Here is a 23,298-nt window from a genome sequence, read left to right as displayed (position 1 = left end):
ACCTTCTGTGCTTTAAAATACAAGGAAAATATTATGCAAATAGCAATCAGTCAAACAATTAAGAATGAGTGCAAGGATTATTTCTACATTACCCTTGGACTCTTGCTTTACACATTTGGATGGACCATCTTTCTGCTTCCATACCAGATAGTAACGGGTGGCGTAACGGGTATCGCAGCCGTGATTTACTACGGCACGGGGATACCTATCTATTTGTCTTATTTTCTCATCAATGCAGCCTTGCTGCTTGCCGCGCTGAAGATTCTGGGATTCAAATTCATGGTGAAGACCATCTATGCCATCATCATGCTCTCCCTATTCCTGGCTCTGGCGCAAGACTGGATGATAGGTGAAGATGGCAAGATGGTGCAGATATTGGGAGAGGGACAGGACTTCATGTCGCTCATCATCGGCTGTCTGTTTACGGGTTTATCACTCGCCATCGTCTTTCTGCATAATGGAAGTACAGGTGGAACGGATATCATTGCTGCCATCGTCAACAAATATCACAACATCTCGCTGGGCCGTGTGCTTATCTTCGTGGATCTCCTTATCGTGGGCAGTTCATTCTTCGTCTTCAATGCAAAACCAGAGTTTACCACGATAGACGCTGTTAGAAAGGTAGTATTCGGTCTCTGTACGATGGTGATAGAAAACCTGGTACTCGACTATGTGATGAATGCCAAGCGAGAAAGTGTGCAGTTTATGATATTCAGCAAGAAATATCAGGAGATAGCCAATGCCATCGGTATGCAGATGGATCATGGCGTAACCATTCTCGATGGCCATGGCTGGTACACGGGCAACGAGATGAAGGTGCTCTGTATCCTGGCAAAGAAGAACGAGAGCGTCACCATCTTCCGTATCGTCAAGATTATCGACCCGAATGCCTTTGTAAGTCAGAGTGCTGTCATCGGTGTGTATGGCGAGGGATTTGATGAAATGAAGGTGAAAATCAAAGATAAAGACATTAAAACAATTAAAAGTTAAAAGTTTATAGCGGCTTCGCCGTATAGCAAGAAGCACTATTGCAAGAATACCCTATAAACTATTAACTATAAATTATAAACTTATGAAAAGGATAGTTTTTGCAACAAATAACCAGCATAAACTCCAGGAGATTCGCGACATCCTGGGCAGCAGCTACGAGGTAGTATCGCTGAAGGAGATAGGATGCGATGTGGATATTCCAGAAACAGGCAACACTTTGGAAGAGAATGCCTTGCAGAAGGCGCAGTATGTTTATGACCATTACCACGTAAGTTGCTTTGCCGATGATACCGGTCTGGAGGTAGAGGCACTTGATGGTGCCCCTGGCGTTCACAGTGCCCGCTATGCTGAGGGTACCGACCACGACAGTGAGGCTAACATGGCTAAGCTGTTGAGAGAACTGGATGGTAAAGAAAACCGCCAAGCCCGCTTCCGCACCGTTATCTGCTACATCGAAAAGCAGAATGTATGTCCTTGCGGCTGCACCAACATCAAGAAAATTCACCAGTTCGAGGGTATCGTAAACGGCCATATCGCCACCGAGAAGCATGGTACCGAAGGCTTCGGCTACGACCCAATCTTCGTTCCGGAAGGATATGACCAGAGTTTTGCTGAGCTGGGTGAGGAAATCAAGAACGGCATCAGTCACAGAGCCAGAGCCGTGAAGAAACTCGTGGAATATCTGAAGAAATAATATGATCAATTCTCTTTCGATACTAATCCCTACATATAATAATGTATGCCTTGAGCTTGTAAAGTCCTTACAAGCTCAAGCCGCTGCATTGCCCGATTTCGAGTACGAAATCCTGGTGGCAGACGATGGCAGCACCGACCGCCTCACCATCTATGAAAACCGCGAGATACGCTCGCTACCCTACTGCCGCTATATCGAAAGAGAAAAGAACGTGGGCAGGGCTGCCATCCGCAACTTTCTGGCAGAAGAAGCCCTGCATCCCTGGTTGCTGTTCATAGATAGCAATATGCAAGTAATTCATCCTCAATATCTTACCACATACCTGCAATCAGAAGAAAGCGACGTTATCTATGGTGGATACCAGATTAAGCGAAACGATGAGAAATACCAACACAATCTGCGCTACATCTTTGAGTGCATCGGTACCCAGAATGCTGACTACAAGCAGCGCCAAGCCAATCCATACGGAGATTTCCATACCTCCAACTTTATGGTAAGGCAAGACATTATGCTGCAATATCCACTGGATGAGCGATTTATCACTTATGGCTACGAAGACGTGCTATGGGGAAAAACGCTCCAAGAAAACCAAATCAAGATATTGCATATAGACAATACATTGGGATATGAGAATTTCATCGGCAACATGAGTTTCCTCTATAAGACAGAAGAGAGCCTGCGCACCCTCAACCAGTTTAAGGAAGAACTGCAGGGCTACTCCAAAGTACTGGATTATGCCCTGAAAATGAAACGCTGGCATCTCTATCCATTCTGCCAAAAACTATATCCCCTGCTCAGTTTGCCAATAAAAGCTAGGCTCACAGGCAATAAACCCAGCATTTTCTGGTTTAATATATATAAGTTATTATACTATATACATTTAGACAGAAACATATAAAAACGTAGCATAACCCAATATGAACAAGAAGATATCAGTCATCATCATAGCGCTGCTGCTTCAGGTAGTACAACTGCAAGCAGCCATAGGCGACTGGAAAGCCTACATGGCGTACCACGACGTACAGGAGATAGAACTAGCCGGAAACCTGGTATTTGTCCAGGCTTCCAACAACCTATATGTCTACAATCAGAACGACCAGAGCATCCAGACATTCAGCAAGATAGACTATCTGAGCGATTGCGACATCGAGCACATCGCCTACTGCCAAGCTGCCCATCGCCTGCTCATCCTCTATAGCAACTCCAACATCGACCTCATGAACACGAGTAATTATGAGGTTACCAATCTGGCAGATTACTATAATGCCTCTACCACAGGCGACAAGACCATCTATGATATCTATGTAAACGGCAAATATGCCTACATGAGCAATGGTTTCGGCATCGTAAAAGTAAACGTGGCAGATGGAGAAATCAGCGATACATACAACTTAGGCTTCAAGGTAAACTGGTGCGAAATCAAGGATAATTGCATCTATGCCTATAGCCAAACAGATGGTCAATATCGCGCTCCCCTCTCAGTTAACTTGCTCGATAAGAACAACTGGAGCAAGGTGGGAGGCTATGCTGCAAAACAGCAAGCAGACAAGAGCGAACTCAAGCAGATGGTAAGCACGCTGAATCCTGGAGGACCAAAGTATAACTATTTTGGCTTCATGAAGTTTGCCAACAATCAACTGTATACTTGTGATGGTGGATTTGCAGTAGGCATCTCTAGAAAAGGCTGTATCCAGATGCTAAAGAATGAAGAATGGAACATCTATCCAGACGACAACATAAGCTCTAAGACAAATGTAACTTATGAAAATTTGGAATGTCTGGACTATGACCCTACTGATACAAGTCATATCTTTGTAGGAGGCAGAAATGGTCTCTACGAATACAAAAATGGAAACTTCGAAAACTATTATAACTACGAGAACTCTCCAATAGAAAGATATAATAACAGAAGCAAAGAATACGAGCTCATAACGGGAGTGAAATTTGACAAAGAGGGCAATCTTTGGATGCTGAATAGTCAAGCTCCGACTCAATCGCTTATAGAATTTACTAAAGATAAGCAATGGATAAGCCATCAGCTACCCGACTTGATGAAACTTGACGATGCAGGTTTTACCAATAAGAGTCTTGGCTTATTGGGAAATATGCTGATTGATAGCAGAGGCCTCTTATGGTTTGTCAATAACCACTGGATTGTACCTTCTCTCTATTGTTATCAGTTTTCTGAAGACTATTCGGAAGAAAGACTTAACGCTTTCACTAGTTTTGTAAATGAAGATGGAACAGAAGTATCAGTAGGTGCTGTGAGATGCGCAGCAGAAGACAAGGATGGCAATATCTGGATAGGCACCAGTGCTGGTCCTTTATTATTAGATCCTAACCAGATAACAGCATCTGCACCAACATTTACCCAAGTGAAAGTACCTAGAAATGATGGCACTAACTATGCAGACTATCTGCTGAGTGGAATAGACGTTTCTTGTATAGCTGTAGATGGAGCCAACCGCAAATGGTTTGGTACCAAAAAAAATGGCATATATCTTATCAGTGAGGATAATCTATCAGAAATACATCATTTCACCACACTTAATAGTCCTCTGCTTTCCAACGGAATAGAATCTATCGCCATCAATGAAAAAACGGGCGAAGTATTTATTGGAACAGACAAAGGTCTATGCTCATATATGTCTGACTCCAGTACTCCAAACGAAAGCATGACTTCTGATAATGTGTGGGCTTATCCTAATCCTGTAAAACCTGACTACACAGGACTTATAACCATAGTAGGACTGAGCCAAAACGCCGATGTCAAGATACTTACTTCGAATGGTAGGATAGTAAATGAAGGCAAGAGTAATGGCGGTACATACACCTGGAATGGTTGTGATGCTAATGGGAAAAAAGTAGCCAGTGGCATATATATGGTTGCTACTGCCACTAATGATGTAGAAAAAGGCACTGTCTGCAAAATAGCTATTATAAAGTAATAATGAGACAACTGACGTATGTAAGTTATATAAAAATATGGGCAATGATAATCGTGGTATTTTATCATTGCCTTTGCGGCTATAGCAATATATGGGGGGAAGAATATTCTTGGCAAACAGTACCCACATGGTATCATCTATCCCATATATTGGTATATTTCCACATACCCATTTTTACCCTAATGAGTGCATATTTATACGGACATTTAAGTTGCTCAGGCAGATACCAAAGTTCGTGTTCCTTTATCTGTAAAAAGACAAAACGCCTCCTTATACCATATATCGTGTGGGGCTTACTCATCTGTATCATTCAAAAATGGGACTTGACATATTTACTATGTGGAATATCACATCTATGGTACTTATTCTTTTTATTTGAAGCCTTTATCATATTCCATTTCATCAATAAAATTCCTCATTGGAGCAAATACATTTTACTTATATCCTTATATTCAGCGTGTTGTATTATCAACTATTATAATCCGACTCCCTTTATGGGAATAGGTTATTTTGTTAGATATATGCCCTATTTCATCATAGGCTATTATATATACTTCATCTTAGAAAGAGACATCATAAAGAAAAAGGTTGCTTCTTATACAGCAATCGCATGCTCACTTCTATTTGCACTAGAGTATGTATTAGACAACAACAAATTCATACTCGCAGGATTGAGCCTCCTCCTCATTATCTGCATCACCATCCTAAGCAAACAAAATGAAACACAGCTGGTAGGCAGAAAAAGAATATTAAAACTGGATAAATATGCGATGGGTATATATATCATACACCATATCATCATACTGGAGACCAATAGTTCCACCCTAGGACAGCAATCTATGGAGCATTACATCCTTTATCCCATCGTGCTATTCATTATGAGCCTTGGCATATCTTGGTTCATCACATACATCTTGCAAAAGTCAAAACTTGGAAATATTATAATCGGCTCTTAATAATTCACATAACAATGTATAATAACAAAAGATTCATAACATTTATCATCATAAGCGCACCAATCATCTTATTGGGAATTTTGCAGATATTACCAACATTTGATGATTGGACAACTTTGTCGGCTCCCAACAGAGATCCAAATTTCCTACAATATTTTCTTCCTTATGGAATGACTTGGCGACCAGGAGATGCCCTCATTGGCTATGTCAATGGATTAAGCCCCAAGTTTTTTCCTACCTTGAATCATATCCTTGTATTCACCTCACATATAGGAAGTATGATTATGGTATATCTTATCATACAAAAGCTAGGATTTAAGCCAATATCCAGAAATATCGCCACCATATTTTTCTATATATCCCCCTGTGTACTAGGAAATATCCTTAGTTGCGATGCTACCAACCAAAGTTTTGCACATTTCTTTGGAATCCTATCTGTATATCTATATTTAAGTATCAACAACAAATATAAATATATAGCATGGACCATTTGCGTCTATCTATCAGCAGCCTTCAAGGACAATGGCATAGCCTGGGCCATTATTCCCCCTATCGTAAGCTTTGCCTTCCTAAAAATAGAGAAAGAAACATTAAGGGAAGACTTGATGATAGGCTTAGCCATTGCCATCATATATGGCGTGATAAGACTCACCATTCCCCATAACCTATTTATCAATGCCAGCTATGCTGATGATATAGTCAGCCTACACAGCCGTATTAAAGGATTTGTTACTTGGATAGGATATACATGGTTTTCTGCTGATTATATATGCATTGTACATCAGCCTAGCAGAAATCTTCTTGTGGCAACATTAACTCTATTCCTGTCTCTTCCACTTATGATAATATTGTGGAAAAACAAAAATATATGGCAAGGTAAGACCATCTTTTGCTTATTGGCAGCTTTCACTCTAGTAGTATCTCCTAATCTACTCATCAGCATGACCATCATGAACGCTTATGGCTCACTGGGCATAGCTGCTATTATTATGGCCTACTTAATAGAGAAAAGTCAGTTATCAAAGAAAAAGATATCTACCTTATTATATTTATATATTTTATCTGCAGCCATTGTAGATATTCACCATTGGTATAACGCATGGCAAACTTCTCTTCCTGAAAAGAGCATATCACAAGCCATCGTTCAAAAGACAGGAAAACCTGTGGATAAAGCATACTGCATATTGATAAAAGATGATTATCCCAAGTACTCATCCTTCTGCGTACCAAAAGATGAAACTATAGGTTGGGGAAGGTCTATTTGGCATGCCACAGGATACAAATGGCCCCAATACGTAAACGATACTACCATCGACAGAACTCATAAGGCTAAAGAAATAGCTTATAGTATAGCCAACCATAAAATAAAACATGGCTATAAAGCTGTTTGGATAGTAAACAAAGAAGAAGTAACAGTCATTAAATAATCATAAATTAAAAACATCATTATGAAAAGAATAATTAGTCTCTATACATTCTGCATGCTGACTATAACAATGCATGCCCAATTTATGGTGAATGGACACCAAGCAGTATATGACGCATCAACCAATACTTATCTCATCAGTATTGGGGAAAAAAGTTTTCAAACTGACTTTCAATCAGATATTACTCTAGAAAAAGATTCTCTCTGGACAGAAATATCTATTGATAATATTCCTGTGAATGACAGTTACACCTTTAAGAATATAGAAGGTGGCAAGAAATATTCACTGAATGGTAAAAGAAATGAAGTTACCTTTAGTTCATATATTACCTTTACATCTCTCCCTATCATCAACTTAGCGGGAGATTTTGGATATGATTATGCCAATGGTAGCATAGAAATCATGCTGCCCACATCAGCAAATAGTGAACATTCTCTCATCAAAGCAAAATGGAGAGGAGGATCCACAAACTATTATGACAGACATAAAAGAAACTATAAAATTAAGACATTAAACGAAAAAGGAAAAAGCAAGGATATATCATTCCTTGGACTAAGAGAAGACAACAACTGGATTTTAGATGCAGGACAAATAGACTTGTTCAGGCTGAGAAACAGAATAGCTACCGAGATATGGCAAGATATGAGCACCAAGCCTTATTATGCAGACAAGGAACCAAAGGCACAAAGTGCGGTTAATGGAAAAGTAGTAGAGGTGATTCTCAACCATCAATATGCAGGAATCTATTCGCTGACAGAAGCTATGGACAGAAAGCAAATGAAACTAAAAAAATATGATAACAAAAATCAAGAGTTTCATGGTATGTTTTGGAAAGCCAGCGAATGGGGAAATGCTTTGTTCTGGGGAACAGAAGGTGAATATGACAACAACTCAGAAACATGGAATGCCTTCGAGGTAAAATATCCAGATATAGAAGATGTATGTCCTACCGACTACAGCCTACTATTTCAGGCTATAGATTTTGTGGCAACTAGTGATGACGATACTTTCAAATCACAAGTTGCCCAATACTTCGACATTCCTGTTCTTATAGACTATTACATCTTCCTGCAATTTACCAATGCTGTAGATAATACTGGCAAGAATATATACTGGGCTATCTATGACCAAGCTCAAGACAAGAAAATGACACTGGCTGTATGGGATTTGGACGCAACAGTAGGCAGTAATTGGTCTACCAATCCACTTCATCCAGATTATGTTAAGCCAGATAATAACTTAGCCATCATGAACTTTTATATCTATAACAGACTCTTATCACTTAATGTTGATGGATTTAAGGAAAAAGTAGCTCTCAGATATAAAGAGTTGAGACAAGACAAATTGAGTTTGAGCGCTTTACTAGATAGATATAATAGCTACTATCGGAAGTTAGCTCAAAGTGGCGCAGCCAAAAGAGAAGAAAATAGATGGAGCAAAGATACCGACCTGAATGGTAATGAACTAAACTTTGAGCAGGAAATATCATATATCAATCTATGGATAGAAGCTAGATTAGCCTATCTAGACCAATCTTTACTTCCTGCATCTACAGGTATCAATAATACAATTTTAGACTATCAAGCAAAACAATACATATACAATATACAAGGACAAAGACTAGACAAAATCCCATCACAAGGAGTTTACATCATAAATGGTAAAAAGTATATCAAATGAGCAATAATAGAATCATCAATATCGCAACCATAGCATACTTGGTTTTTCTGCTTATCATTCTAGCCATATTTGGCTATACTCCAACGAATGATACAGATGGATATTTGGAATATGCCCAAGTATGCCTGCATCAAGGAGAAGCATATCCATGTAGTACTCTTATTAAGGGCACTCCTTTTATATGGAACATTGGCTCCATCAACTTAATAGTATTTTCACTTTGGTTGTTTGGTAGTTTCTATCCGATACTTGTTTTGATGTGTATATGTAAAGCTCTGACAGCATGGCTGATAGCCAAAATTGCCCAATATATAAGCAATGACAAAATAGCCATTGCTACACTCTTTATATATATTCTATATCCCAACAACTGGGGGCAATCCACCACATTGCTTAGTGAAATACCCATGATATTCTTGGCTTTGCTTTCACTATATATTCTATTGAGCAAAAACAAAGTATACACACTCATCCTTTCGGGCGTTATCATGGCTTGGGCCAACTGGTTTCGCCCTATAGCAGTACTCTTCATCATTTCCCTATTCATCTATATCCTCCTATTTCAAAGAAAAGAGATATGGAAGAAAAACATTCCTTTCTTAATAGGATGTGGAAGTATGCTAATATTGTTTGGCACAGAATGCTATCACCGAACAGGCTACTTTGTATATCAATGTGAATCATTCTGGTATAATATGGCAGATGATGCCTATAGTGGCGCCACTCCTGATCCACATTTTGGTGAACCTCTCTTCAAAAAAGGCACACCTAGATATATAGAAAATATGCAAGACAAAACTTGTTTTGAATGTCGTGAGATTTGGAAGCAAAGATGCATACCATGGCTATTGAACCATAAAATGGAATATCTTTCAAAGATTCCATATAGACTATATTATATGTATCAGAACGACATAGATAATATGGCAGCATTCTTACCCAATAAGCAAAAAGCTGAAGATAACTATATAGTATTACCCTACAGAAATATCATACAAGAAATAGGCAATCTGAGCAATGCTCAATACCTGGCATTATTATGTACTGTTTATTATTATCTTATCTTACTGACAGCTTTGCTTGGCGGAGTTTACGTCATCTATAAAAAGTTATGGCAACAGGGATTCCTGCCTTTATTTATACCCATATTTGGTACGCTCAGCCTAGTTTTGCTAGTACAGGGCGAAACAAGATTTAAGGCTCCCTATATGCCATTTGTCATGATGCTCTCAGCATACTGTATTATGTGGATAAATAGCAAACTCAACAATTATAAGAAAAAACTATAGAAAATAGTATCTTTTTCAAAGAATTATAACTATCTTTGCATCTATGAAATTGAGTATCATCATACCAGTATATCAAACGCAAGACACTATTGATAGATGTATAGAGAGTATCTTGCAACAATCATTCACCGACTATGAGATAATCCTCGTAGACGATGGATCAGATGACGAATGCTCTCTGCTTTGCGACAAATATTCGCAAAAAGATAGGAGAATAACTACTATCCATAAGAAAAATGGCGGATTAAGCGATGCTAGAAATACAGGAATCAAGCATTCCAAAGGAAAGTATATCACCTTTATCGACAGCGATGATGCTATCCAAAACTACACATTGCAAGCATTGATGGACGAAATCAACAAATATCCAGAAACAGATGTTTTGGAATATCCCATTATGGAAAGAATAGGGCATCCATACAAAGAACAACTGCTGGCATTCACTCCTCGCAATTACAACAACTGCTGGGAATATTGGCTCAATGAACAAGGATACCTTCATACCTATGCTTGCAACAAAATATTCAGAAGATGCTTATTCAAGAACGTCTACTTTCCAAAAGGCAAAACCTTTGAGGATGTACAAACCATCCCCTTTCTAATAGGTCTAATCCCTACGGAAGGAACTTTCCAACAGAAAGTAAAGATAAGAGTTACCAACAAAGGCTGCTATCTATATTACTGGAACAATAAGGGAATAACAGCTAGCGCCAAATACGAAGATTTGCTAAGTCTATACATAGGACAGAGCATGGCACTTATCCACACATTCAAGACAATAGGTAATCGAGATGATATTATGCAGAAATATCAACTTTCTATCAACATTTATCTGACGCAGATATTAAATGTTTTGATGGATCTCTTCGAAGTATCGGGAAAATATGAGAATTGTGCTCCACTTATCAAATATACCAAGTTGATAAATAACAAAAGACTAATCAATTCTCTAAAACTCAAGTTATTATTAATTATAGGATATAAAAGATTATGCAAACTCAACAGACTTATACACAAGATATACAGGCACCACTAGTAAGTTTTATCATCACCACTTACAACCTGCCTATCCAATATCTCAAAGAATGCATTGACAGCATTCTCCAGCTCTCACTAAATGCCAAGGAGAGAGAAATCATCTTGGTAGATGATGGCAGCGACATCTGTCCGCTCGACGAAATGGCAGAGTACTTGCAGCATATCATCTATCTGCGCCAACCTAATCAGGGAGTTAGTGTGGCTCGAAACTATGGTATTCAAATAGCCAAAGGTAACTTTATACAGTTTGTGGATGGTGATGACTATCTGATTCAAACTGCCTATGAACATTGTCTGGATATCGTTAGATACCACCAACCAGATATAGTTACCTTCAATTTTGCCAATAGCAAGGCTAAAGAGGAAGTTCCCTACGAACTCCCTACTCCTATCTCAGGAACGGAATATTTAAATAAGCACAATCTGCACGGATCTGCTTGTTCCTATATATTTAGACACAACATCATCGGTAGCCTCCAGTTTACTCCAGGCATCGTATATGGAGAAGATGAGGAATTTACCCCTCAGCTGTTCCTGCGTGCCGAAAGAATCTTCAAGATGGATATTGCTGCTTATTTCTACAGGGAAAACCCAGACTCTGTGAGCCATCAGATAGATAAGGAAATGGTAAATCTGCGCATGAACAATAACCTGCAGGTTATCCTCAAACTGCAAAGCAAGCTAGATGCCATCCCTGTTGGTGAGCGCCAAGCTCTCAATCGCAGAATAGCCCAACTCACTATGGACTATCTCTACAACAACATCAGGATGAAACATAGTTTGATAGCCCTCAATAGAACCATAGCTGAACTAAGACAACATGGACTTTATCCACTTCCCGACAAGGATTATACCAAGAAATATACTATGTTCAGAAAGATGATAGGTACTTATGTTGGAAGAATAACCCTCTTGTTTTTCATTAAGAAATAAGACTTCGCTGATATGAAAATACTATTAATGGGAGAATACAGTAATGTACATGCTACTCTGGCCGATGGACTCCGGAAGCTGGGGCATCAAGTTACTGTAGTATCCAATGGTGACTTTTGGAAGAATTATCCACGAGATTTCAACATGGCTCGACGTCCAGGAAAGCTGGGCGGAATCTTACTTTTACTGAAGTTATACACAATTGTGCATAAACTGCGTGGATATGACATCGTGCAACTTATCAACCCTATGTTCTTGGAGTTGAAGGCCGAGCGTATCTTCCCTATTTATCGCTATCTGCGCCGTCATAACAAGAAAGTGATATTGGGGGGATATGGCATGGATTACTATTGGGTAAAAGTATGTTGCAATGATAAGCCATTGAGATACAGCGATTTTAACATGGGAGAGAAATTGCGCATCACTGCTGATGCTGAAAAAGAAAAGAAAGACTGGCTGGGTACTGCCAAGGAACGTCTAAACCGCATGATAGCTGAAGACTGCGACGGAATCGTGACAGGACTGTATGAATACTGGGTATGTTATCAACCTAGTTTTCCACAGAAAACCACGTTTATCCCCTTTCCTATCAAACCGCAATTTATAACTTCAGAAAACAGCAACTCGTATATTCATGTGGAAAATCATCAGGTCTTACCATTGAATACTCCCAAGAAGGTAAAACTCTTCATCGGTATCAACAAAAGCAGAAGCGAATATAAGGGCACCGATATCATGCTGAAGGCTGCACAAGCCATTGCAAAGAAATATCCAGACAAAACGGAACTCCAGATAGCCGAAAACATCCCTTTTGTAGAATATGTAAAAATAATGAATGGAAGCGATGCTATACTCGACCAACTCTACAGCTACACACCATCCATGAATCCACTGGAGGCAATGGCAAGAGGAATCATCTGCATAGGTGGCGGAGAACCTGAAAATTATGAGATTATACACGAGGATAAACTACGCCCTATCATCAATGTACTTCCTAACTACGAAAGCGTTTACCAAGAACTGGAGCACCTTGTATTGCATCCAGAACTTATTCCTTTACTCAAGCAGCAAAGCATCGAATACATCAACAAGCATCACGACTACATCAAGGTTGCTGAAAGATATGAAGCATTCTATCAAAAACTGCTTATCCAATAAGGGAAAATAAGAATATCATCAAAGGAAAATGTTGATAAACAAAAATAGAGCATTCAAATCACTTGAACGCTCTATCTTTATAATTAGATTAAATTTTCTAATATTATTTGTATAAGTAAAAGATGATGAAATGACGTTTCACAACGTCCGTTTGTTTTAACTGATGCAAAGATACGACGATTTTTGTCTATAAAGTCGTAAATTCTATATTTTATGGTAGCGAAATATGATTTTTTACCCACAAAAAAAACAAATTTCACCACTAATCTTATAATTTTCACCACATCATCCTACGATAGTGACAACATCTTTTCTATTGGTTTGACTGCTTTTTTCGCTATTTCAGGAGCCACTTCAACTGTTGGCCAACCAAATTTCAATGCATTGTATATCTTCTTGAGCGTATTCATCTTCATATACTCACACTCGTTGCAGCTGCAACCTACTCCACCCTCGCTTACCTCTGGAGGTACGGGATAGAAAAATACGTTAGGACAATTACGCTCCAGCTCATGCAGGATACCAGCCTCTGTAGCGATAATATACTCCTTGATTTCAGGATGCTCTTGGGCATAATGCAACATGGTGGCTGTAGAGCCCTTTACATCGGCTACAGCAAGTACTGGTGCCTTACACTCCAGGTGAGCCATCACAACAGCCTCAGGATGCTTCTGCTTCAGTTTAACTATAGCCTCTACAGAGAATTTCTCATGTACATGGCAACCACCGTTCCAAAGCAACATATTGCGGCCTGTAACGCTGTTTATATAGTTACCGAGATTATAGTCTGGACCAAAGATGATTTTTTCGTCCTGTGGGAAACTGTCAATCACCTTCTTAGCATTACCGCTTGTCACGACACAATCAGTCAGCGCCTTCACAGCAGCTGTGGTGTTTACATAGCTCACTACCTTGTATCCTGGGTGCTCTTCCTTGTACTTTTTCAAATCCTCAGCCTTACAGCTGTCAGCAAGCGAGCAACCAGCATCCAAGTCAGGACAGATCACGGTTTTGTCTGGACTCAAGAGTTTGCATGTCTCAGCCATGAAGTGCACGCCACACATAACCATAACCTGGGCATCGGTTTCTGCAGCTTTACGAGCCAAAGCCAGAGAGTCGCCAACAAAGTCGGCGATGTCCTGAATCTCACCTACCGTATAGTAGTGGGCGAGGATAATAGCATCTTTCTCCTTGCAAAGCTTTCTGATTTCAGCTTTCAAGTCCAAGGCTTCGTCAACGGGTTCGTCAACGTATCCTTTCTCAATCCATTCTTTTTTCACCATAACATTCATATTATATTTCTTATTTTTTATTTTTTTAAAAAGAGAATATAGAGATGATGATATGCCGTGGATAAGTGGATAACATTCTGCATAAAAAATTGCGTATTTCGTTATCCAAGTCTCAATCCAGGTTATCCGCAGAGGCCTTTGAAATCTTTTTCTTGTCTCTTAATGCATTAACCGGTTTATCAACATTTCCCCAATTCGGTGCAAAGTTAATAAGTTTATATCTTTTTTCGGTCAAAAACTGCGAAAAAGTTTCTAAAAACTTAATAATATCTATGTGGATATCCTCTTTTCGTTAGTTTGAGATAGGTATGTGTGGATATTTACAAACTTATTAAAAAGTTATTATTGGGGTTTTCCGTACACTTATCCACGCTTTTGTGGAAAACAAAAAAGAGCAGAAATCCATCAAGATATTCTGCTCTCTGGTCTGAGTTATTTATATGGTTGGTTTTGGTTATAGGATTTTCATCTGTTTCTTTCTATTCTATACCTATTTATATATAGGTTTCAGATATATTATTATATATAGAAGTTCTGATTTCCTATCTTTTGTTCAAAACAGAATCAATTTTTTCTGTTACCAGTTCAGGAGAGATATTCTTCATACATGCGAAGTCTCCTCTAGCGCAAGGCTTGTTACCATAGATACTGCAAGGGCGGCAAGGTAAGTCAAGCTGTACGGCATTGGCAGGATCCTGATGCCAGCCCATGAAACCTGCGTATGGATGGGTAGCTCCCCAGATGCTTACTACAGGAGTGTTAACAAGCGATGCCAAGTGCATATTGGCACTATCCATGCTCACCATAACGTGCAGATGACTAATCAGGATGAGTTCCTGTTTCAATCCGTTAAGATGAGAAGAAGCGTTAATGAGTTGTGGATACTTCTCAGCCCAGGCGTTCATCACTGGTGTTTCGTCTTTGCCTCCACCGAAAAGGAAGATATGAGCGTGTGGATGATTGTGGATAAGTCGCTGGATAACTTTTTCCATCAGTTGTATCGGATATATTTTTCCCTCGTGTGCAGCGAAGGGAGCAATACCAATCCACGGCTCTGTTATGCGCTTGTCTTCTAGTGAGATAGCATTCTCTCCTACTCCGAATACCTCCTGTGGTAAGATACTTAAATCTCCTTGTTTTCCATCCCCATAGATAGATGTGAAATCCATGTGGATAGGATATCCAAGTTGTGCAAAAACATCAGCATAGTTTTGGAACGATGTAGGTTGCTGCACAAGTTTTTTACCATTAGAAGCTACCAGCTTACGTTTTCCCTTGCGATGTTTGTCAATATGTGCAACCTTGAAGTTATCCAGGTTGAAGCGCATACGTAGATAATCGGAACGCAGCACGCTATGTAAATCGGCAATTGCTGTAAACTGTTTGGCTATCAATCGGCGATAGAGTGCGTTGAGTCCTTTCACCCCTTTGTATTCCTCCTTGATATCAGCTTCCATAAAGCCAACGTTAGGAGCCAAGTCTTCAAAGAAAGGACGGGCAAAGGGACGACTGAGCACAGTAATTCTTACTTTCGGGTATTGTTTGGCCAAAGATTGAATTACAGGTACGGTCATGGCTACATCGCCCATGGCTGAAAATCTAATTACCAGGATATGCTCAGTTTTCATCGTTTTTTCTTCTATATATATTATAAGGTGAAAAAAGAGAGCCATACCTCTTATTATATAATAAGGTATATGCGCTCTCCTATTCTGTTTTTTTATTTCTTGTAGAGTACAGGATTGGTTGAAGGATCGTTGTACATCTTCATCTGTCGGTAAACCTTCATGTATTTGCGTCCAGCCTCGATATCTTCCAAGAGTTGGTCGATAGCTGTAGAAAGGTCTACCTGCTGTTCCAGGAGTACATCCAGTTTGGCTTGGCATTTCGCTTTGTGCTCAGCCGAAGCTTCCGGGCGTTCCACCTGCTCCTTCATGTGATAAATCTTGAGGGCAAGAATACTTAAGCGGTCAACAGCCCATGCAGGACTCTCAGTGTTGATGCGTGCATCATCCAGAACCTTTACGTCTTTGTATGTTTCGCGGAAGTAAGTATCGATTTGCTCAACGAGGTCTGTTCTGTCCTGGTTGCTCTTGTCGATTCTGCGCTTCAATATGAGTGCTTCAGCTGGGTCTATCTGAGGATCACGGATTATATCCTCGAAATGCCACTGTACAGTGTCAATCCAGCACTTCAGATAAAGGCAGTTCTCGATGCTACCTTCCTGATATGGATTATTGATTGGTGTATCAATGTTGTCTTTGATATGATAATCGGCTATCGCCTGATTAAATATCTTATTGGCTTTTTCTGTAAATGTCATAATGGATTTAAATGTTTAATTAATACCGTACAAAAGTAACAAAATAATCTGAAACGACCAACAAAAAAGGAAAAAAATGCCAAAAATATGCACAATTAGGGGGTGTTTGTGCACCATAATGCACTTTTTTCGCCAAAATATTTGTTTATCTCAAAAAAAAAGTGTTCCTTTGCACCCAGATTTTTAATTAGAAATTGATTTATAAACATTTTAAAAGTTACAATTATGTCAGAAATTGAAAGCAAAGTAAAGGCAATTATCGTTGATAAACTCGGTGTTGATGAGGCTGAAGTTAAGCCAGAGGCAAGCTTCACAAATGATCTTGGTGCAGATTCTTTGGATACTGTAGAGTTGATCATGGAGTTCGAGAAGGAGTTCTCTATCTCTATTCCAGACGATAAGGCTGAGAAGATTGCTACTGTAGGTGACGCTATCTCTTACATTGAGGAGAACGCTAAGTAATTTAGCAGCTAAATTATACTAAATGGAATTAAAGAGAGTTGTTGTAACAGGTCTCGGTGCTGTGACTCCAGTTGGTAATACTCCTGAGGAAACTTGGGAGAGCCTCCTTGCAGGTAAGAGCGGTGCTGCGCCTATTACTCATTTCGATACAACCCTTTTCAAGACCAAGTTCGCTTGCGAGGTTAAAGGCCTGAACATCAATGATTGGATTGATCGTAAGGAAGCTCGCAAGCTTGACCGTTATACCCAGTTGGCTATGATTGCTGCCATGCAGGGTGTAAAGGATGCTAATATCGATCTTGAGAAGGAAGACTTGAACAACGTTGGCGTTGTATTCGGTGTAGGTATCGGTGGTATCAAGACTTTCGAGGATGAGGTGAAGTACTATGGTACTCACGAGGAGAATGGTCCTAAGTTTAACCCATTCTTCATCCCTAAGATGATTGCAGATATCGCTTCTGGTCAGATTTCCATCCACTTTGGATTCCACGGACCAAACTACACTACTACATCTGCATGTGCTTCTTCAAGCAATGCATTGGCTGATGCCTTCAACCTGATTCGTTTGGGTAAGGCAAACATCATCGTTAGCGGTGGTGCAGAGGCTGCTATCTGCGCTTGTGGCGTAGGTGGTTTCAATGCTATGCATGCATTGTCAACACGTAATGATGACCCAGAGCATGCTTCACGTCCGTTCAGCGCAAGCCGTGATGGATTTATTATGGGCGAGGGTGCAGGTTGCTTGATTCTCGAGGAACTTGAGCACGCTAAGGCTCGTGGTGCGAAGATTTATGCTGAGATGGTAGGTGAGGGCGAGAGTGCCGATGCTTATCACATCACAGCATCTCATCCTGAGGGTCTTGGTGCTAAGCTCGTTATGGAGCGTGCACTTGCTGATGCCAATCTGAAGCCAGAGGACATTGACTATATCAATGTTCACGGTACATCTACCCACGTAGGTGATATCTCAGAGGCTAAGGCTATCAAGGCTGTCTTCGGTGATGCAGCTTACAAGCTTAACATCAGTTCTACCAAGTCAATGACTGGTCACCTCCTTGGTGCTGCTGGTGCAGTAGAGGCTATGGCTTGTGTTCTTAGTGTGAAGAACGATATCGTTCCTCCTACTATCAACCACGAAGAGGGTGATGATGATCCAGAGCTCGATTACAACTTGAACTTTACCTTCAACAAAGCTCAGAAGCGTGAGGTTCGTGCTGCATTGAGTAATACTTTCGGATTCGGCGGTCACAACTGCTGTGTAGTATTCAAGAAGTATGCTGAATAATTTTATAGATAGGATAAAGCTCTCTTTCCGCAAGGATAAAGAGCTTTATTTGTCTTTATATGAAATCCTCGGTTTTTATCCTCACGACATCAGCTACTACAAGATGGCGCTGTTGCACAAGAGCATCATGCACCGCAATTCTAAGGGAAAACCAGTGAACAACGAGCGGTTGGAGTTCTTGGGTGATGCGGTTTTGGATGCTGTAGTAGGAGATATCGTGTACCAGCATTTCCCTGGCAAGCGTGAGGGATTTCTTACCAATACCCGAAGCAAGTTAGTGCAGCGTGATACGCTGAATAAACTGGCACAGGAAATGGGCATCAACCAGCTGATTCTTTCTAATGGCCACAGTTCTTCTCATAACAGTTATATGGGAGGAAATGCGTTCGAAGCTTTGGTAGGTGCCATTTATCTGGACCGTGGTTACGATGCCTGCATGTATTTTATGCAGAAACGTATTCTGGCACAAATGATAAACATCGATAAGGTGGCTTATAAGGAGGTTAACTTCAAGAGCAAACTCATCGAATGGAGCCAGAAAAACCGCGTGAAGCTGGATTTCGTTATGCTAGACCAGCAAAAAGACAAGAATGGTAGCCCGATTTTCACCTATCAGGTTGTACTCGAAGGTGTTGAAGGTGGAGTCGGAAAGGGCTATTCCAAGAAGGAAAGCCAGCAGGTGGCTTCTAAGACTAGCTTGGAAAAACTGCGTAAAGAACCACAGTATATTGATGCTGTGTTCACAGCTAAGGCTAACCGCACCAAGATGGAAGAGGAACCTGTTGAAAACGTGCCTAACACAGAAGTGAAAGACGATTTCATCATCTCGCAGGATGCTGATGCACAAAACGCACCGATAGAGGAGAAGCACATCAATGTTTTCAAAGAGGAGGTTTTCACAGAGAAATCTGCCGAAACTGCCCAGAAAACTGAAGTGCAGGTCGAGATGAAGGATGAAAAGAAGGAGAGTGATGAGTTCGATTTGAGCGACATCACGGCTCAGCCTAAGGAATTATCAAGAGAAGAGATTATTGCCGCTGCCGAAGCGGCAGCTTTCGGTAACGATGAGTAAACTGTATCTCTTTCCGGATAGAAAATACGATTTAACAGAAGACTCCCATAAGATGGTAAATATCGCCACTTATGAGAGTCTTTTGTGTTGTATATTTCCTTTTTGTATACTTTATCTTACCCTTTTGTATTAAAAAATAGTAAAAACTTTCTCTATATCAAAAGTTTGATTTACTTTTGCATCTACTTAAATGATATATATCTAGATATGAGTTTAACAACGATAGTAAGTAACGTCTTCAAACCTCGGCAGAAGGAGTTGGAGAAGTATGTCTATGATGCAGAACATTTGCAGCATAAAGTGCTTATGCACCTTATAAATAAAGGAAAAAATACTGAATATGGTGTCAAGCATTTATTAAATACCACCAACAGTTATGATAAATTTGCACAGAATATTCCTGTCAATACCTACGAGGAGTTGAAGGGGGATATCGACCGTATGCGTCATGGCGAAAAGGATATTCTATGGCCGGGACTGGTAAAATGGTACGCCAAGTCATCTGGCACCACCAACGATAAGAGTAAGTTTATCCCGGTTTCTCATGATGGCTTGCATGGCATTCATTATGCCGGAGGTTTTGATGCCGTAGCCTATTATCTGCGCAATAATCCGAAGAGCAGACTCTTTGATGGCAAGAGCCTTATCTTAGGTGGAAGCCATTCGCCTAACTATAATGTGTCGGATAGTCTGGTGGGTGACCTGAGCGCTATCCTCATCGAAAATATCAATCCGCTTGCCAATCTGGTGCGTGTTCCTAAGAAGTCAACTGCTCTCCTGAGCGATTTCGAAGTGAAACGCGACCTTATTGCCCGCGAAACGATGAATAAGAACGTAACTAATATTTCGGGTGTTCCTAGCTGGATGCTTAGTGTGCTGGTGCGTGTCATGGAACTTTCCGGCAAGAAGCATCTGGAAGAGGTATGGCCTAATCTGGAGGTATTCTTCCATGGCGGTATTGCCTTTACTCCTTATCGCAAGCAGTATGAACAGCTCATCACTTCGCCGAACATGCATTATATGGAGACTTATAATGCCAGCGAGGGATTCTTCGGACTGCAGGATGATCCGGCAGACCCAGCCATGTCGCTTATGATAGATTATGATGTATTCTACGAGTTTATCCCTATGGACGAATTCGGCAGCGAGAATCCTACCGTTGTGCCTCTCTGGGGTGTTGAGGTAGGCAAGAACTACGCTATGATCATCACCACTTCCTGTGGTTTGTGGCGCTATCTCATCGGCGATACGGTTCAGTTTACCAGCAAGAATCCTTATAAGTTTGTCATTACCGGCCGTACCAAGTACTTTATTAATGCATTTGGCGAGGAACTGATCATGGATAATGCCGAGAAGGGATTGGCTTATGCCTGCGAGAAGACGGGTGCTCAGGTTTCTGATTATACCGCTGCGCCGGTTTATATGGACAGTAATGCCAAGTGCCGTCACCAGTGGCTCATAGAGTTCTCTCAGGAGCCAGCCAGCCTCGATGAATTTGCCAGTCTGTTAGACCAGAAGCTGCAGGAAATCAACAGCGATTACGAGGCCAAGCGCTTTCACGACGTTACCCTCCAGCATCTGGAGATAGTGAAGGCCAAGCCGGGACTCTTCAATGAATGGCTGAAGAGCAAGGGCAAGTTAGGTGGACAGCATAAGATTCCACGCTTGAGCAACAGCCGCAAGAACATTGATGAGATGCTCATGATGAACAAATAAAACAAGCTGCATGCTTCTTCTGCCTGAAGTTGAAGTGATGCTGCGATATTAAGAAGATATAAAGAATGATTCAATTGAACGACATAAAGAGCAAGTTGAAGGCAAATTCTCTGTTTCTGCCTTTCTACGTCTTAGCTTTCCTCATGTTGGCATCCTGTGCCAAGATGGGACAGCCGGATGGTGGCTGGTTCGACGAAACTCCTCCTAAGGTGATTGGAGCTTCGCCAGCCGACAAGGGCGTAAATGTGAAGCAGAAGAAGGTGAATATCTATTTCGACGAATATATCAAGGTAGATAATCCTACCGAGAAAGTGGTGGTTTCGCCTCCGCAGCTCGAAGTGCCTGAAATCAAGGCTTCGGGCAAGCATATTCAGGTTTCTCTGGTAGATTCGCTCAAGCCGAATACTACCTATACCATCGACTTTTCCGATGCCATCAGCGATAATAACGAGGGCAATCCGATGGGAAACTATACCTACAGTTTCTCTACCGGCGAGGTCATCGATACGATGGAGGTGTCGGGATATGTGCTCGAATCAGAGAATCTGGAGCCTATCAAGGGTATTCTGGTAGGTCTTTACGCTGATCATGCCGATTCAGCCTTCAAGACCAAGCCTATGCTGCGTGTAAGCCGTACCGACAGCCGTGGTCGCTTCGTCATAAAAGGTGTGGCTCCGGGCTCTTACCGCATCTATGCCCTGCAGGATATGGATGGCAACTATATGTTCAGCCAGAAAAGCGAAAAACTCGCTTTTTCTCATGATATTATCGTGCCGTCAAGCAAGCCGGATGTACGACAGGATACTACATGGATTGATTCCTTGCATATCAAGTCGATAGATCAGGTTAATTATACTCATTTCCTACCGGATAATGTAGTGCTCCGTGCCTTTACCGAACTGGTTTCCGACCGCTTCTTCCTCAAGGCAGAGCGTCAGAAGGCCAACTGCTTCTCGCTCTATTACAGTTATGGTGATTCTATCCTGCCACAGATCAAGGGCTTGAATTTTAATGAGAAAGATGCCTTTATTCTGGAAAAATCGGAGAAGAACGATACGCTTACCTATTGGCTCAAGGATACGGCGCTGGTCAATCAGGATACGCTGAATATAGAGCTTACTTACCGTATGACAGACAGTACGGGCGTGCTCCGCAACCAGACTGATACGCTCGAAATTCTTTCGAAAGAACCTTACGAAAAGCGTATGAAGGCGCAGGCTAAGGAACTGGAGAAATGGACCAAGAAGCAGGAAAAACTGAAGAAGAAGGGTGAACCTTATGATAGCGTGATGGCTGTAAAACCGCTTGATGTTCAGATGAGTGTCTCTTCTCAGCTCGATCCTGACAAGAATGTTATCTTCACCTTCAATACTCCGCTTGCCAAGGCCGATACGGCAGGCATTCATCTCTATGCCAAGCATGATACGCTATGGTATAGGGCACCGATGGAGTTTAAGCCGCTGGGCAACCGCAAGTATATTCTGAGAGGCGAGTGGCGTCCGGACATAGAATATAGTCTGGAGGTTGATTCTGCCGCGTTCCAGGACATCTACGGACTTGTATCTAAACCTGTGAAACAGGGTTTCAAGGTCAATTCCCTGGATACTTACGGCACGCTGCTCATTAATGTAACGCACGATTTCGAAAATCATCCGCTCCTCGTTCAGCTACTCAATGCGCAGGATCAGGTGGTGAAAGAAGTGAAGGCAGTGAACGGAGTAGCCGAATTCTATTATCTCAAGCCGGAGAAGTATTACATGCGTCTGATAGTAGACCGCAACGGCAACGGCAAGTGGGATACAGGCTGCTATGATAAGGATGAACAGGCAGAAGAGGTGTATTACTATCCAGACGTGATAGAATGCAAGGCTAAATGGGATTTAACCGAGAGTTGGGATCCTACGGCCCGTGAACTTTCCCGTCAGAAGCCTGGTGCCATTACCAAGCAGAAGCCTGATAAAGAAAAGAAAGTTAAGAACCAGAATGCGCAACGTGCCAAGAAACTTGGCATCGAGTACATTCCTAAATTATAAAG

19 protein-coding genes are annotated in these 23,298 nt (G+C 41.0%); 16 read left to right on the top strand and 3 right to left on the bottom strand.

All coding sequences use genetic code 11. The features are described from left to right. Positions 1–33 precede the first annotated feature (33 nt). From ONT08_RS06105 to ONT08_RS06060, 11 genes are all read left to right on the top strand, one after another. Complete coding sequence (locus tag ONT08_RS06105) at positions 34–990, top strand: YitT family protein (RefSeq protein WP_117586061.1); 957 nt, start codon at positions 34–36, stop codon at positions 988–990. 82 nt (positions 991–1,072) lie between these two features. Beyond that, positions 1,073–1,684: a non-canonical purine NTP diphosphatase gene (locus tag ONT08_RS06100; protein WP_264959486.1), complete on the top strand. Its 612-nt coding sequence runs from the start codon at positions 1,073–1,075 to the stop codon at positions 1,682–1,684. Between the two features lies 1 nt (position 1,685). Then, positions 1,686–2,582, top strand: a complete 897-nt coding sequence (locus ONT08_RS06095; RefSeq protein ID WP_203068636.1) for a glycosyltransferase family 2 protein — start codon at positions 1,686–1,688, stop codon at positions 2,580–2,582. A gap of 19 nt (positions 2,583–2,601) precedes the next feature. Then, positions 2,602–4,632 (top strand): two-component regulator propeller domain-containing protein, encoded by a 2,031-nt coding sequence (locus tag ONT08_RS06090; RefSeq protein ID WP_118200873.1) that lies wholly within the window; start codon positions 2,602–2,604, stop codon positions 4,630–4,632. A 2-nt stretch (positions 4,633–4,634) separates the two neighbouring features. After that, positions 4,635–5,588, top strand: a complete 954-nt coding sequence (locus ONT08_RS16485) for an acyltransferase family protein (protein ID WP_118200874.1) — start codon at positions 4,635–4,637, stop codon at positions 5,586–5,588. A gap of 14 nt (positions 5,589–5,602) precedes the next feature. Continuing rightward, positions 5,603–7,015 (top strand): hypothetical protein, encoded by a 1,413-nt coding sequence (locus tag ONT08_RS06085; protein WP_264959485.1) that lies wholly within the window; start codon positions 5,603–5,605, stop codon positions 7,013–7,015. A gap of 21 nt (positions 7,016–7,036) precedes the next feature. Continuing rightward, positions 7,037–8,695 (top strand): CotH kinase family protein, encoded by a 1,659-nt coding sequence (locus ONT08_RS06080; RefSeq protein WP_264959484.1) that lies wholly within the window; start codon positions 7,037–7,039, stop codon positions 8,693–8,695. Continuing rightward, entirely contained in the window at positions 8,692–9,984 is a 1,293-nt protein-coding gene (locus ONT08_RS06075; RefSeq protein WP_264959483.1) for a glycosyltransferase family 39 protein, read from the top strand. Before ONT08_RS06080 ends, ONT08_RS06075 begins: the two co-directional genes overlap by 4 nt. 43 nt (positions 9,985–10,027) lie before the next feature. Beyond that, the gene (locus ONT08_RS06070) at positions 10,028–11,020 is read left to right on the top strand and encodes a glycosyltransferase family 2 protein (RefSeq protein ID WP_118200877.1); all 993 of its coding nucleotides are present in this window, start codon (positions 10,028–10,030) and stop codon (positions 11,018–11,020) included. After that, complete coding sequence (locus tag ONT08_RS06065; RefSeq protein WP_118200878.1) at positions 10,975–11,955, top strand: glycosyltransferase; 981 nt, start codon at positions 10,975–10,977, stop codon at positions 11,953–11,955. Before ONT08_RS06070 ends, ONT08_RS06065 begins: the two co-directional genes overlap by 46 nt. Positions 11,956–11,967: 12 nt before the next feature. After that, positions 11,968–13,113 carry a glycosyltransferase family 4 protein gene (locus ONT08_RS06060; RefSeq protein WP_118200879.1) on the top strand — a complete coding sequence of 382 codons (1,146 nt, stop codon included), beginning with the start codon at positions 11,968–11,970 and terminating at the stop codon, positions 13,111–13,113. 290 nt (positions 13,114–13,403) lie between these two features. Here ONT08_RS06060 and nadA read toward each other — a convergent pair whose 3' ends face one another. From nadA to ONT08_RS06045, 3 genes are all read right to left on the bottom strand, one after another. After that, a complete protein-coding gene (gene nadA / locus ONT08_RS06055) occupies positions 13,404–14,396 on the bottom strand; it encodes a quinolinate synthase NadA (protein WP_118200887.1) in 993 nt (330 codons plus the stop codon). 551 nt (positions 14,397–14,947) lie between these two features. Next, positions 14,948–16,033 carry a glycosyltransferase family 9 protein gene (locus tag ONT08_RS06050; RefSeq protein WP_117728226.1) on the bottom strand — a complete coding sequence of 362 codons (1,086 nt, stop codon included), beginning with the start codon at positions 16,031–16,033 and terminating at the stop codon, positions 14,948–14,950. A gap of 92 nt (positions 16,034–16,125) precedes the next feature. After that, complete coding sequence (locus tag ONT08_RS06045; RefSeq protein WP_117728224.1) at positions 16,126–16,728, bottom strand: DUF4254 domain-containing protein; 603 nt, start codon at positions 16,726–16,728, stop codon at positions 16,126–16,128. A 225-nt stretch (positions 16,729–16,953) separates the two neighbouring features. On the opposite strand from ONT08_RS06045, the gene ONT08_RS06040 reads away from it, so the two are divergent. The 5 genes from ONT08_RS06040 to ONT08_RS06020 all read left to right on the top strand — a co-directional run bounded on the left by ONT08_RS06040 (position 16,954) and on the right by ONT08_RS06020 (position 23,296). Continuing rightward, positions 16,954–17,190, top strand: coding sequence for an acyl carrier protein (locus ONT08_RS06040; RefSeq protein ID WP_006848240.1), 237 nt, complete (start codon positions 16,954–16,956; stop codon positions 17,188–17,190). Positions 17,191–17,212: 22 nt separating this feature from the next. Then, positions 17,213–18,475, top strand: coding sequence for a beta-ketoacyl-ACP synthase II (fabF, locus tag ONT08_RS06035; protein ID WP_006848241.1), 1,263 nt, complete (start codon positions 17,213–17,215; stop codon positions 18,473–18,475). Beyond that, entirely contained in the window at positions 18,465–19,547 is a 1,083-nt protein-coding gene (gene rnc / locus ONT08_RS06030; protein ID WP_264959482.1) for a ribonuclease III, read from the top strand. The genes fabF and rnc overlap by 11 nt, the downstream gene beginning before the upstream one ends. Positions 19,548–19,754: 207 nt before the next feature. Further along, positions 19,755–21,263, top strand: coding sequence for a GH3 auxin-responsive promoter family protein (locus tag ONT08_RS06025; protein ID WP_117695485.1), 1,509 nt, complete (start codon positions 19,755–19,757; stop codon positions 21,261–21,263). A 65-nt stretch (positions 21,264–21,328) separates the two neighbouring features. Next, positions 21,329–23,296: an Ig-like domain-containing domain gene (locus ONT08_RS06020; protein WP_264959481.1), complete on the top strand. Its 1,968-nt coding sequence runs from the start codon at positions 21,329–21,331 to the stop codon at positions 23,294–23,296. The last annotated feature ends 2 nt before the right edge of the window (positions 23,297–23,298 follow it).

The organism is Segatella copri, assembly GCF_026015465.1.
Lineage (GTDB): Bacteria > Bacteroidota > Bacteroidia > Bacteroidales > Bacteroidaceae > Prevotella > Prevotella copri_E.
The sequence above is the reverse complement of the archived record's forward strand: the minus strand, read 5'-3'. Positions and strand labels throughout refer to the sequence as shown.